Source organism: Mesorhizobium sp. P2_A12, from assembly GCF_056405075.1.
Genome location: NZ_JBFUCU010000004.1, coordinates 688,884 through 703,082, shown reverse-complemented (window position 1 = coordinate 703,082; position 14,199 = coordinate 688,884). Strand labels below are relative to the sequence as shown.

Annotated in this window: 9 protein-coding genes; 6 read left to right on the top strand and 3 right to left on the bottom strand. The window is 61.6% G+C overall.

Annotated elements, in window-relative coordinates; all coding sequences use genetic code 11:
• The first annotated feature begins 69 nt into the window (after positions 1-69).
• The 6 genes from AC1DZU_RS13675 (at position 70) to AC1DZU_RS13650 (ending at position 9,316) form a co-directional block, all read left to right on the top strand.
• Positions 70-2,358, top strand: coding sequence for an FdhF/YdeP family oxidoreductase (locus AC1DZU_RS13675; RefSeq protein ID WP_477285352.1), 2,289 nt, complete (start codon positions 70-72; stop codon positions 2,356-2,358).
• Between the two features lie 2 nt (positions 2,359-2,360).
• On the top strand, positions 2,361-2,948 hold the full coding sequence (locus tag AC1DZU_RS13670) for a hypothetical protein (RefSeq protein WP_477285350.1): 588 nt from the start codon (positions 2,361-2,363) through the stop codon (positions 2,946-2,948).
• A gap of 371 nt (positions 2,949-3,319) precedes the next feature.
• Positions 3,320-4,048: an alpha/beta fold hydrolase gene (locus tag AC1DZU_RS13665; RefSeq protein ID WP_477285463.1), complete on the top strand. Its 729-nt coding sequence runs from the start codon at positions 3,320-3,322 to the stop codon at positions 4,046-4,048.
• Between the two features lie 346 nt (positions 4,049-4,394).
• Entirely contained in the window at positions 4,395-7,568 is a 3,174-nt protein-coding gene (locus AC1DZU_RS13660) for an efflux RND transporter permease subunit (protein ID WP_477285348.1), read from the top strand.
• Positions 7,569-7,582: 14 nt separating this feature from the next.
• Positions 7,583-8,815, top strand: coding sequence for an efflux RND transporter periplasmic adaptor subunit (locus tag AC1DZU_RS13655; protein ID WP_477285346.1), 1,233 nt, complete (start codon positions 7,583-7,585; stop codon positions 8,813-8,815).
• A 267-nt stretch (positions 8,816-9,082) separates the two neighbouring features.
• Positions 9,083-9,316 (top strand): hypothetical protein, encoded by a 234-nt coding sequence (locus tag AC1DZU_RS13650; RefSeq protein ID WP_477285344.1) that lies wholly within the window; start codon positions 9,083-9,085, stop codon positions 9,314-9,316.
• A 165-nt stretch (positions 9,317-9,481) separates the two neighbouring features.
• Here the strand turns inward: AC1DZU_RS13650 and AC1DZU_RS13645 are convergent, their stop codons facing one another.
• The 3 genes from AC1DZU_RS13645 to AC1DZU_RS13635 form a co-directional block, all read right to left on the bottom strand.
• Positions 9,482-10,264 (bottom strand): sensor histidine kinase, encoded by a 783-nt coding sequence (locus AC1DZU_RS13645; RefSeq protein ID WP_477285342.1) that lies wholly within the window; start codon positions 10,262-10,264, stop codon positions 9,482-9,484.
• Positions 10,265-10,651: 387 nt separating this feature from the next.
• Complete coding sequence (locus AC1DZU_RS13640) at positions 10,652-13,552, bottom strand: ATP-binding protein (RefSeq protein WP_477285340.1); 2,901 nt, start codon at positions 13,550-13,552, stop codon at positions 10,652-10,654.
• Positions 13,553-13,747: 195 nt separating this feature from the next.
• Complete coding sequence (locus AC1DZU_RS13635) at positions 13,748-14,101, bottom strand: hypothetical protein (protein WP_477285338.1); 354 nt, start codon at positions 14,099-14,101, stop codon at positions 13,748-13,750.
• Positions 14,102-14,199 lie beyond the last annotated feature (98 nt).

The window sequence follows — 14,199 nt, the reverse complement described above, 5'->3', positions numbered from 1 at the left end:
AAAGATGTTGCTTGCCGGAAGGCTTCTTGCCCACACAGGGTTCTTCAGCTCTTCGTAGAGGCGTCTCCAATGGCCAATGACATTCGTCCTTACAATGCCCCGGCCGGCGGATGGGGAGCGCTCAAGTCGCTAGGCGAACACCTTGTCGAGCAGGGAATCCCGATCAAGGGGGCCGCCACTCTGGGGCGCATGAACCAGCCGGAGGGATTTGATTGCCCCGGCTGCGCCTGGCCGGACCCCAAGCACACTTCATCCTTCGAATTTTGCGAGAACGGGGGCAAGGCGGTTGCCTGGGAAGCCACGGCGAAACGCTGCACGCCGGAGTTTTTCGCCGCCCATACCGTTGCCGAGCTTTCAAGCTGGAGCGATTTCGATCTCGAGATGGTCGGACGCCTGACCCATCCGATGGCCTACGACGCCGCATCCGACCATTACGTGCGGGTCGGTTGGGACGAGGCCTTTGCAACCATTGCCCGCCACCTCAACGGATTGCCGGATCCCAACATGGCCGAGTTCTACACATCCGGCCGCACCTCGAACGAGGCAGCGTTCCTCTACCAACTCTTCGTGCGAGAGTTCGGCACCAACAATTTCCCCGATTGCTCGAACATGTGCCACGAGGCTACCAGCGTCGGCCTGCCGCACTCGCTCGGCGTCGGCAAGGGCACCTGCCTGCTTTCCGATTTTGACAAGACGGACTGCATCTTCATCTTCGGACAAAATCCGGGCACAAACAGCCCTCGCATGATGACGAGCCTGCGCGACGCCTCGCGGCGCGGCGCAACCATTATGTCCTTCAATCCGTTCCGCGAGCGCGCCCTGGAGCGCTTCCAGTCGCCCCAGAGCCCGGTCGAAATGGCAACGTTTACATCGACACCGATCAGCGCCAGGCTTTATCAGGTGCGTGTCGGCGGCGACGTCGCGGTCGTCAAGGGGCTCATGAAAGTTCTCATGGAAGCAGACGACGCGGCGCGCGCAGGCGAGCTGCCGGCAATCCTCGACTGGGATTTCATCAAGGGCCATACGACGGGTATCGAGGCTCTCGCCGCCGACCTGCGGGCGACGCGATGGGACGACATCGTCTCTCAGTCAGGGCTCGCTCGCGAGGACATCGAATACGCCGCTCGCGCCTATATGCAGGCCGAACGAGCGATCATTGTCTATGGCATGGGCATCACGCAGCACCGGCGGGGAGCACAAAGCGTGCAGCAGCTGGCCAATCTCGCGCTGCTACGCGGTCATATCGGTCGTGAGGGCGCCGGACTTTGCCCGGTACGCGGCCATTCCAACGTCCAGGGCGATCGCACGGTCGGCATCACCGAAACGCCGACAAAGGAATTTCTCGATCGGCTTGAGCACCGCTTCGGCTTCAAGCCGCCGTCCGAACATGGCCACAACGTCGTGACCGCGCTGGAGGCCATCAAAGACGGCAAGGTGAAAGTGTTCTTCGCCATCGGCGGCAACTTCGTGTCGGCCATCCCGGACTGGGAGGTGACCCGCGCTGCCTTGCGCAAGCTCGACCTGACGGTCCAAGTGTCAACCAAGCTCAATCGCAGCCATCTGGTACACGGGCGCGACGCGCTGATCCTGCCTTGCCTCGGGCGCACCGAAATCGACGTCCAGGCAACGGGGCCGCAGTCGATCACGGTCGAGGATTCGATGTCGATGGTGCACGCGTCGGCGGGCCGCAATGTTCCGGCGTCGGAGCACCTGATGAGCGAACCTGCAATCGTCGCCGGCATTGCGCGGGCGACGCTGGGTGCAGGTTCCGTCGTCGACTGGGAAAGCTTCACCGCCGACTACGACCTTATCCGCGACGCGATCGAAGACGTGTTCCCGATCTTTCAGGGCTACAATGCCCGCATTCGCATCCCCGGCGGCTTCCATCTGACATCGAACGCGCGCGAACGCATCTGGGCGACAGTTTCCGGCAAGGCGAATTTCCTCGTCTTCGACGGCCTCGGCGAGGATCCGCCCCTGGACAGTCTCGACGCTCTATGGCTGACGACGGTGCGCAGCCATGATCAGTACAACACCACGATATATTCGATGTCCGACCGCTATCGCGGTGTCTTCGGTCAGCGCGACGTGATCTTCCTCAACGAACAGGAGATGGAAAGGCGTGGCCTCCAGGCCGACGACCGCGTCGACTTGATCACTCTGTCCACCGACGGCGTTGAACGCCGCCTGTCCAATTTTCGGATCGTCCCGTATGCCTTCCCGAATGGCAGCTGTGCGGCCTACTATCCCGAGGCAAACCCCCTCGTGCCGCTCTATTCGCACGATCCGATGAGTTTCACGCCCTCCTTCAAAGCAATTCCGATTCGCATTTCGCGCTCGCGTACCGAGGCGGTTTGATCATGGGTGAGGTCGAACTCGCGCGCCTTCATGACCAATGCCGATCCTATCCCTGGCGGCTGGACCGCGGCGATCTTCGGGCCGCGTCGCGCTGGGTCGCAGGCAAGTGGTCGGACGGGTTCGGTCGCGACACCGAAGGCGCGAGCGGCAGTGTCGAACTGGCGCAGTTTGGGGTTCTGGAACCGTATCTTGCCGAAGCAATCGTGCTTGAGCGGGGAGCAGACTTCATGTTTGCGAGATGGGGCGCGGCGCTGGACGCGCTTTGTGGCGGGGACCGTGGTGGTCACAGGCTGTCTGCGCTCCCCCAACCCAGCCGCGGGCAGCTGCGCCGGCTGTGTGTGCGGGCCGCTGCGGAGCAGGTGCCGCAAGCAAGACAGGCGACCTGGGCACTCAATGGACGGATCTGGCAGTGTGCGATGCTGGCGCTGCCGACGGCCGGCGACGAGCTTTCCGCCACGCGACTTCTCGTGGCCCTGCTCTTTGCCCCTCACTCAATGTTTGCTGCCCAACCTCTTCCACGTGGCGAAGCGTTGCGTTGGAGGCGAAGCTCCCACGCACTCCGCGCACGCGCCATTCTGCCGAACTCCTGAGGCGCCCGTCCCCTCCTCCCGCGGGCGCCTGAACTGGCGGTGGGTCGCATCAGCGATCCGCCGCCCTTTTTGGTGACCTTCGGTCGTTGCGGACGGCTGGCGCGCCCGTCCGTCACATCGCCATCGGACCTGCCCGTTCGTGCGCGACGAGAAAGGCAGGGGCGTTTCTGAAAGACGCCGAACCGCGAAATCGGGATTGTCGCAACGAGCTGCCTCCGCAAACGCCTAGGCCACGGAGCCGGCCCGCAGGATTTGCTACCGCATCGCTGGCCTTCATCTCGGTCATCGGCGCATTCGATTGTTTGAAAAAGGGAAGGAAGAGACCCGTGCGCGAGATCGTCAATGCCATCGCAATTGCCCTCACTCTTGGCCTGTCGGGAGTCGCCGTGGCGGCTGACAATCCCACGCCCAAGCCCGCGCATACCGTGGCGCGCAACGTCGTGCTCGTGCACGGAGCGTGGGCGGACGGATCGAGCTGGGCCGAGGTGATCCCGCTCCTCCAGGCAGCCGGCCTCAGAGTAACCGCGGTGCAGAATCCGCTGACGTCGCTGGCAGACTCGGTCGCGGAGACGCGCCGGGCGCTGGCGCTGCAGGATGGGCCAACCGTGCTCGTAGCGCATTCCTGGGCCGGCACCGTCATCAGCGAAGCGGGGACTGATCCCAAGGTCACATCGCTGGTCTATGTGGCTGCACGAGCACCGGATGCCGGTGAGGACTTCGTCGCTCTTTCTGCAACCTTTCCCGCAGGACCCGTTCGAGCCGGCATCCAGGTGAATGATGGCTTCACCAGATTGTCCGAAGACTCATTCCTGAAATACTTCGCGAACGGTGTCGCGCCCCGGCAAGCCAAGATCCTGTATGCGGTTCAGGAACCCACCGCTGCGACCATCTTCGGCGGACGAACCACCGAGGCTGCATGGCATTCCAAGCCATCGTTCTATGCGGTGTCGAAGCAGGACAAGACGATCAACCCTGATCTCGAACGGTTTCTCGCCAAGCGCATGCATGCGACGACGGTGGAGATCGATGCGGGCCACCTGTCGCTGGTTTCCCATCCCAAGGAGGTCGCCGACCTCATTCTGGCTGCCGCGGGCCGATGACATTGGATTTGTCCCGGCGAAGCTATGCGGACGGGCCTGACGGCCTGGGCGGGCCGTCCCGGCGACGGCCCGCCTCCCGCGCGCGGCATCCACATGCTGGTCGCAATGGTCTCGCCCACTGCACCGATGTTGCCCAAACCAGCCCGCCATCGGGCGCCCGGCGATGAGCTTGGCGACGTCACCGGGCAACGCTCGGTGCCGACGCCTTTTGGGCGCAAGGACCGGACATTCGAGGCAACGGGCGCAAAGTCATTTCGGAGACACTGAAAGAAAATCCGGCAATACGGCGACGTTCATCGCTCGAGCCGTTCCGACTAACGTTGCCAGGAAGGTCATCGGCTGAGACATGGGTATCGTTCGGTTCGCGTTGCGATTTCCGCACACGTTCTATGTGCTGGCTGCCTTGATTCTCTTTCTCGGCGGCGTCGCAAGTCGCGAGATGCGGTTGGACGTCTTTCCGGAAATCAACATTCCGGTGGTGACTGTAATCTGGAGCTATGGCGGCCTCAGCACACCAGAGATGGAACAGCGTGTCACCACGTACAGCCAGTATGCGATCAGCTCCAACGTTAATGGCATCAAAAACATCGAGGCGCAGACCTTAGGGGGACTGTCGGTCCAGAAGATCTATTTTCAACAAGATGTGAATCTTGATCTCGCGATCGCGCAGATTGTTTCGGCAACAAACGCCATTCGCGCCCTCCTGCCACCGGGAATCCAGGCACCGCTCGTGGTGCAGTTCAACGCCTCCAGCGTGCCGGTCCTGCAGATCAGCCTGAGCTCCGACACCCTCAACGAACAGCAGCTGTACGACTACGGCATCTATCGGATCCGTCAGCAACTGGCCCCGATCCCGGGTGTCACCCTGCCAACACCCGCGGGCGGAAAATATCGCCAGATCATGGTCGACCTCGACCCGTCGAAGCTCCTGGCCAAGGGCCTGACGCCGCTCGACGTCGTCAGCGCGGTCAACGCCCAGAACCTAACCTTGCCGTCGGGCACGGCCAAGATCGGCAACACACAGTATGTCGTGCGCACCAACGCCACGCCAGCAACCATCGACGAGCTCAACGATATTCCGATCAAGGTCGTGAATGGCGCTACGGTGTTCGTCAAGGATGTCGGCCAAGTCCATGACGGATGGCTAGTTCAGCAGAACATCGTTCGCGAGAACGGCCGGCATTCGGTTCTGCTCAGCATCATCAAGAACGGCAATGCCTCGACGCTGGAGGTGGTCAATGCCGTTCGGGATGCCTTGAAGACGGCGCGCGCCGCGGCGCCTCCCGGCATGGAAATCAGAGAGCTCTTCGACCAGTCGGTGTTCGTCAAGCAATCGATCGCCGGCGTGCTGCGGGAGGGCGTGATCGCGGCCGCGCTCACCGCTCTGATGATCCTGCTGTTTCTGGGATCATGGCGATCGACGCTGGTCGTCATGATCTCGATCCCGCTGGCGATCCTGTCGTCGGTCGTGGCGCTGTATTTCCTGGGCGAGACGCTCAACACGATGACGCTGGGGGGCCTGGCGCTGGCGATTGGCATCCTCGTCGACGATTCGACGGTGACGCTCGAGAACACCCATCGCCTGCTCACCGAGGAAAGACAGACGCTGCCGCAGGCGACGCTGCATGGAGCCGCCGGTATCGCCGTGCCGACCCTGGTATCGACGCTGGCCATAAGCTGCGTGTTCACATCGGTGGTTTTTCTGGAAGGTCCGGCAAAATACCTGTTCACGCCGCTCGGTCTTGCCGTCGTGTTCGCGATGCTCGCATCCTACGGCCTTTCGAGAACGCTCACTCCGATCACCATCGGACTGCTGCTCAAAAGCGAGCGCCACGGCGCCTCGACGGGCTGGTTCGGCAGGTTTCACGCCAGGTTCGAACGTGGTTTCGAGGCTATGCGCCTGCACTATGCCGAGCTGCTGGCCGTACTCCTCAGGCGGCGGTTCATCGTTCCCGTCATCGCAGCCCTGGTGCTCGCATTGGGCGCTGTGCTGACAATGCTCGTCGGTCGCGATTTCTTTCCCGCGATCGACGGCGGCCAGATCCAACTCCATGTTCGGGCCCCCGCGGGAACCCGGATCGAGGAGACGGAGAAGATCTTCCAGGCTGTCGAGGACAAGATCCGCGAGATCGTTCCCGATCGCGACCTCCAGCTTGTCGTCGACAACATCGGCCTGCCGGCGCGTTCCTACAATTTGGCGTTCACGGATGGATCGACCATCGGCGTGAATGACGGTGTGATCCAGGTCGCATTGAAAGACGGCCACGCGCCGACTGCCGACTATGTGCGCAAGCTGCGCACGGCGCTGCCAAGCGCCTTTCCAGACGTTCTGTTCTACTTCCAGTCGGCCGACATCGTCACGCAGATCCTCAATTTCGGATTGCCGGCGCAGATCGATGTCCGTACGGTCGGCTATGATCGCGTTACCAATCTGCGGGTTGCATCGGAGTTGCGGCGCCGCATTGCCGCCATTCCCGGCGTGGTCGACGCACACCTGCAGCAGGAAGTCGACGCTCCGGCGTTCTATGCCGATATCGATCGCACGCGGGCGGCGCAACTCGGCCTCAATGCCAGCACGATCGCCAACAACATCAATGTGAGCCTGAGTTCCTCCGAGCAGGTGTCGCCGAACTTCTGGACCGACCCGACCACGGGCATTCCCTACTACCTCGCCGTTCAGACACCGGAAAACAAGATCGCGTCATTGAACGATCTCGGCAACACTCCCGTGTCCTCAACCATCAACACCGCCGGCGCACAGGTTCCCGGGCAACTCAGCAACGTCGCGACATTCAAGCGCGACAGTCTCCCGACCAACGCCAACCAGGCGAACGTCCAGCCAGTCTACGAAGTCTATGCAAGCGTCCAGGGTCGTGATCTGGGAAGTGTCTCCAGCCAGATCAGCACGATCGTCGCCGACCTGCAGAAGCAGCTTTCGCCCGGAAATACCATCCAGGTCATAGGGCAGATCCAGAGCATGAACGATGCTTTCTGGGATCTCGGCATCGGCATCCTGTTCGCCGCCGTGTTCGTCTACTTGCTGATGGTGGTGAACTATCAGAACTTCGGCGACCCCTTCGTCGTCATCCTTGCCTTGCCGGCGACCTTTTGCGGCATCGTGACGATGTTGTTCATCACGGGCACGACGCTCAACGTGCCTTCACTGATGGGTGCGATCATGGCGGTCGGGGTCGCTTCGGCCAATTCCATCCTGCTCGTGACTTTCGCCCGGGACCAGCAGTTGGCAGGCAAGTCCGCGTTCGACGCGGCGATCGACGCCGGTCATACCCGGATCAGACCTGTGCTTATGACCGCGGCCGCGATGATCGTCGGCATGGTTCCCATGGCGATCGGCGGAGCGGGCGAAGAGCAGAATGCCGCACTGGCGCGCGCGGTCATCGGAGGACTTTTATTTGCAACGCCCACGACGCTCCTCGTCGTGCCGTACCTGTTCGCGATGCTGCGTAGCGGACAGGACGGCAAGACGGCTCACGGCGTCTTCGAAGAGGAAATCGGATGAAACCGAGGCATCGTTTGGATCAGGCCGACGACACGGTGATGGATGTTGCAATGGAGCGGCCGCCGCGCCGAGGCGGAGGCCGGCTGCTTGCATTGGGCGCGCTCGCTCTGCTGATGACGGGACTGGCCTATGGCGCCCAGGGATATTATTCGCGCAACCGCGAACTCGCGGCTGCGGCCAAACAGGCGCGTGACTTCATTCCTCAGGTGCGTGTTGCGGCGGTAAGGCCGAGCGACGACATCGTGAAAGTCAGTCTGCCCGCCACCACGACTGCCTTCGACGTCGCCGACATCTTCGCACGAGCCAGCGGCTATATCGAGACGCGCGAGGCCGATATCGGGGACAAGGTCAAGAAGGGAGAGTTGCTAGCCAAGATTGCCGTGCCGGAACTCGACGACCAGATTTTGCAGGCCCAGGCAACCTTGGGACAGCTCAAGGCGGCGCTGCAACAAGCACAAGCCAATCTCGATCTCGCGAAGGTGACGTGGCAACGAGACAAACCCCTGGTGGACCAGGGCTGGATCACCAAGCAGCAGGGTACGATCGACGTCCAAAGCCTCAAGGCACAGGAGGCGGCTGTCGGCGTTGCGCAGGCCAATGTGAATGCGCAGCAGGACCAGTTGCGCGTGCTCGACCAGCAACAGGCCTACCAGCAGGTGGTCGCCCCGTTCGACGGCGTCATCACTCAACGCAACGTCGACATCGGCAGCCTGGTGCAGGCCGACACGACCAACAGCACTTTCCTGTTCGCCATCATGCAGGGGGATGTGATCCGTGCCCAGGTCTACGTCCCCCAGGACCAGGCCTTTGGACTGGCCCCGGGGGTCAAAGCCGTACTCCAGGTCCCCGAAATCCCCGGCCGTACTTTCCCCGGCACGGTGACGCGGATTGCCGATGCGCTGGCACCGGGCACAAGGACCTTGCTGACCGAAATCGACATTCCGAACCCTGACGGTGTTCTCACGCCCGGCACCTATTGTACTGTCGAGCTCCAGATCCCGCGCAAGACACCCAGCTTTTCCGTGTCCGCAGATGCGATCATCTTCAACGCGGATGGTTTGCAGGTTGCCGTGGTCGAGAACGGCATTGCGCATATCCGGAAAATATCGGTGGCGCGCGATCTCGGAAACGAGGTCGAGGTCCGTGACGGCGTCAAACAGGGCGACCTTGTGATCCTGAATCCGCCGGTCGAACTTGACGAGGGCAGCAAGGTGCAGATCAGCCCTGCAGCCGTCGGGCCAGCTTAGTTCAGTTCCGGACGCCCGGGATGATAATGAAGCCCATTTCCCCCTTGGCACCATATATGCATCACAAATTGACGATCCATACTATGTCATGCATCAATGATACTTTGATATACTACATATTACTTCCGAAAATTGCTAGTTAAGTAATGCAGGACGAGAACGGAAGCGGCGAGATCAACTTCGCAACCCGAAAGTTCCCGAGTGCCTGCGGCTCGGAATGCGCGGTGAACAAATAGCCGCCATCCTCATCGAAAAGGATATCTAATCATGCGTTCTATCCCTCTGAAGGCGGTGCTTGCCGCGATGATCGTCACCGTTCCGCTCACCGGGGCCTTTGCCGCCTCGTCGCACGGGGGAGGCCGCGATGGCGGTCGCGACCGTGGCGATCACAGCAGCAATTACAGCGACTTCTCCCAGAATGGGTGGTTTGACGGCATCAATTCGTTCAAGGCCCATCCGGCTGCAGGCAAGGACTTCCTCCAGCAGCTCAAGGGTGAATGAGAAGGTTCCACCGTCTCGCCGCAGCCCCGCCGTCTCTCAGGAGCGGCGCGGGTCTGCAGCGTGAAGCCTCATGAACATGTCACAGGCGCGCCGCCTGTCGATCAAGGCAGGCATGTTGCTCAAGGCAGGCATGTTTTCGACTTCTCATGCCGCCGGACGAGATCATCAAGATGGAGCGCCGCTAAAAAGCTCTTCGACCTGGCGGTTCGTTCGCATCGTCCGCCGGCATCGACTCGCCCCGACTGAGTTCGGCTCAACTCTCTTTGGGATGACGAATTGGAAAATGCTGCCATGCGGAAGATCGGGTGTGGCCCAGAGCCGACCGCCGTGGGCAGCGACGATAGAGCGGCATATCCACAGCCCCAATCCCATCCCCTCGCGCTTGGTCGTAAACAGGGGATCGAAGATGCGATCGATAAGTGCCGGATCGAGCCCTGTGCCCGAGTCCCTGACCGCAACCAGCACATCGCCATTCTTGTCGAGTTGGGTGATGATGCGCAGCTTTCGTTGCCGGTCCTGCACCATGCTCATCGCCTCGATGCCGTTCGCGACCAGGTTGGCTATGACCCGCTCCAGTTGACCGCGATCGCCCCTGATCGGCTCCAGGTTCTCAGCGAGTTCCACCTCGACTGCGATACGGTGATGGCGCAGATCGAGGCTCACGAGATTGAGGAGACCTCTGATCAAGTCGTTGATGTCGAGGTTGTTGGGTACGGGCGGGGATTTTCGAGCAAGATCCCGAACGCCTCTGACGACATCGGCGGCGCGAAGGCTGTTGCCGATGATCCGTTCGATGGCCCGTTTCACCTCATCGAGATTCGCCGGGTCTCTCGTCAACCACCGCAAGGCGGTTTCCGCGTTTGTCAGTATTGCGGTAAGCGGCTGGTTCACTTCATGCGCAATGCACACCGCGCGCTCGCCTATCGTTGTCGATTGGGTGCTAAACATAAGGTGCGGGCTCCTGCCCCAAGAGGGTTCGATTTGGTCGTGGGCGGTACCTAGGGCTGCGGGCGATCGATCCCCCTGACCTTGCAAACGCGCGCGCCAAGACTATTCCGGTGCCGGGGAGGAAACGTTCCGGAGCGTTCGGTGTGAGGAAGCCACGCGAATGTCCCAATTCTGACTCCCTCCAGCGTGCCGATTGCCTGGTACTCCAGGCCATGGAACTATCCGCTCTATGAGCTGTAAGGCGAGTTCAGCGTTGCAAATAGCTGTAAATATTCGCGCCCAAGACAGGCTGTGAATAGGCACATGCCTAGGGCATCGCTCCAGGCGCCTGGCGCGAGCACGAAAGAGCCACGGGGTTGAAGGCGGACCGCGACTGGTTTGCAGAACTCAGTTGGTCGAGCTCAGTTCGTCGAGAAGTCGGCGCGCGGCAACCAGATCTTGGGTTCCAAATCCCTCTTTGAACCGCTGATAGATGTGGTCGAGCATGGAGCGGGCGTCCCCGCTCCGGCCGTGTTCCCGCCACACGCGTGCCAGAGGAATTGCAGCTCTCAACTCCCAGCCCAGGGCGGATTGCTTGCGGGCACGATCGATCGAGCGGAGCAGCGAACCCTCTGCTGCAGGAAGGTCCGGTCTCGGCCGCGCCAGCAGGATTTCGCCTCGGGCTCGCAGCAGGTCGGGCAACCAGAGTATCTCGCCGACTTGCTCCGCATGCGCCACAGCCTCGTCTATGGTGGCCAGCGCTTCCTCCGGCCGACCGGAAAGGGCCAGGCCCTCGGCCAAGGCACGCGATGCCGGCAACGTCACGATGCGGTATCGATTGGCATCCATCGCTTTCAGTCCTGCCCGCAAGATTTCGACGCCCGATGCCGCATCGCCGCGCGCGACCATGAATTCACCTTTCAGCGCGAGGCCTACGGCGTGATAGGGGGCAAGGGAGTATTTGATGGCCTGCTCGATTACGATTTCGGTATGCTCTTCCGCTGCTTTAAGATCGCCACTCCAGTGGAGAACAGGGATGAGATAGATGAGTGCAATGCAATATGAGACCGGGTGATCGTAGCCCTGCGCGGTCTTGATTCCCTGACGTGCGACTTTGCATCCCTGATCCGCGAAGCCGCACAGCCACAAAGACCTGGCCAGCGTTGCGAGCCCTGACACATGGTGGTCGTGGCCAAAGAAGCTCACCCTCCCCAGCTTGAAATCTGACGCAAGCGTCATGCCTTGTTTGCAGTGACGCAGCGCAGCCGCCTGATTGCCGGTTAGATGATATGATCCACCCAGCATCCATTCGGTCATTGCGTTTTCGGTCGGGCCTCCGCTCGCCTTGGCAACGGTGTCGCTTCGTTTGGCGGCCGCCAACGCGCCGCTGAAGTCGCCTTGCCGCGTGAGAAAAATGTAGAGTCCAGAGAGCAGCTGGAGTTGACGCCCTCCATCCCGCAAAGTCTCGGAGAGCTCCAGGCCACGCTCGATGCCGGCCCTGACTTCCAGGCTGTTGCCGCGGGCGTACATGGATGACATCGCCAGAGCTCCCTGGAGCTCCAGTTCCAGTTGCATCCCGTGATCCGTCTCGTGCAGCGAGCCCAGTGCTCGCCGGCACCATTGTTGACACTCATCCAGCAGTGATAGCCCCAGGAATAGCGCAGCCCCATGCGCAGCCAGCGCAATGGCAATGGAACGGTCGCCCGAGCTGGAAAAGCTCCATGCAAGCGCTTTGCGGACATTGCCGATGTGCGGAGCGTAGGCGGCTACGTTGTGGCCATCAAAAGCCGACCCTTTGGCCATGCCTTGCTCCAGAAGGCCGACGAAGTAGCAAGCGTGACGTCTTTCGGCGGCTTCTGCCTCCCCGCCTTCCGCGAGCTTGGCCGCGGCATAGGCGCGTGTTGTGTCCAGGAGCCTGTAGTAAGCAGGCCCGCTTGTCGACGATATCCCCATCAGGGACTTGTCGATCAGGCTGGCGATCGTGTTGGTGACCATTTGCGTCTCGCCATCGGGATCCCCGGCGACTGCATGCGCCGCCGCCAGCGTGAATTGGCCAACGAACACGGACAGCCTGCAGAGGGTTCTCTGCTCATCCGCTGACAGGAGCCTGAAGCTCCAGTCGAGCATGGCCTGCAGCGTCTGATGCCGGGGCGACGCGCTTCGCCGGCCCTGCAGGAACAGCCCGGCGCCGCTGTCCAGGAGATCGGCGGTTCCTTGAATACCATTGGTGCCCACACGACTGGCAACCAGCTCGATCGCCAGAGCAATTCCATCAAGCCGGCGGCAGATATTCGCAACGATTGGAGCTTCGGTATCGCTGAGCTCGGCACGGTGCCCGCTCGATCCCGCCCGCTCCATGAAAAGCTGGACGGCGGGCGAAGCCAGCGCCTGAACGGCAGATGGCGTGTCGTCAGGCGGACTGTCGAGAGGCATCAGCAAATGCACATACTCGCCCTCAACGCGTAACGACTCGCGACTGGTCGTCAACAAGTGCAGCGACGGCGCTGCGCGAAAGAGGCGTTCGCACAGCGGCGCAGCCGTCTCGATCACATGTTCGCAATTGTCAAGAACGACCAGGGTCCGCTTATCGGCCAGGAAGGCGCTTATGTACGGCTCGGGGTCGGGCCCCTGGACAAAGCAGCCGAGTGCCGATGCGACGGCAGCGGGAACGTCTGCTGGAGCGGTCAGCGAACCGAGATCAACGAAGCAAACCGCATCGTCGCCTAATTCCCGACGCAGCGCGTGGCCGACCGCGACGGCGACGGTCGTCTTTCCTATTCCGCCTGGCCCGACCACACTGACGAAGCGTCGCGACAACAGCAGCGACGACAGGGTGGCGACGGTCTCGTCCCGTCCGACCAGCAGTTGCAAGGGCGCCGGGAGACTCGGGGGCAGCACGGGACCGTCAGGAGCGACAATCAGGTCGGTGCCGTCCGCGTTTGAGCGCCGAACCGGTGCAACGAAAGTGTAGCCCCGGCCAGGAACATTGACGATGTATCGACACCCGTCTTTGCCGTCTCTCAGCACTCTGCGAATGGCGGCGATGTGCACACGAAGATTGGCTTCCTCTACGAAGACGCCCGGCCAAACGAGATCGATCAGTTCTCGCCCCCTCACGATCTCACCCGCTCGGCCGGTCAACGCAATCAGAACGTCGAGCGCGCGCCCGCCAATAGCGACCGGTGTGCCATCCTTGACCAGCAATCGCTCAGCCCCGATCAAGCGGTAGGAGCCGAAAGACAGGATTTCTCCGATCCCTAATTCGCCGTCACTTGCCGTGACAGTCGTCCTCGGCGCTGCCGGCCTCATGCTCGAAGATCCGGGCGATCTTCTTTGCATCTTTTTGCGACCTTTAACTCGTCGGGACCGGCGCTCCGGGATCATACTGGGCCGTGTCCGAAAGACGTGGCGAACCGGAGGCGCCAGCGCATCTTGGTGCCGTGCTCTGCGCGAAGCGAAGAAACCACAATTCTCTCGGCGGCAGCATGTGCAATGTCATTGTGCCTAGTTCCTTGTTGTTGGACTCCATTCGAGGCTGAAAGGCGCGGTCGGCGGCAAGGGATTTTGCTCAGGCACGTCTGCATTGGACCGATCGTGTCGCTGGCAGGTCGGCTCTCTGACGATGTCTTCGGCGGAAGTACCGGCATCGAGCTTGCCGCGATCGACAAGGGTCATGGCAGCGGTCGCGAAAATCGATGTCGATATCGAGAAAATACGGAAAAGCGCGTCCCCCGCGGCCCTGCCCACCGGAGACGCTTCACTGGCTGAGCCGGAGCAGCGAACGCCGTTTCGGCCGACAACGAAGGGCAAATCTCCTTCGGCCACGCTCCAGTCGAGAATGTTCTGCAACATCGACATCGATGATACCGCTCCCAGACCCCCCTCTATTGCGATCGGGCAGAATGTCTTTCTGCGCGCTGCCGCGGAGAGAAGCGCAAGGATAAAGGAAGCGTATC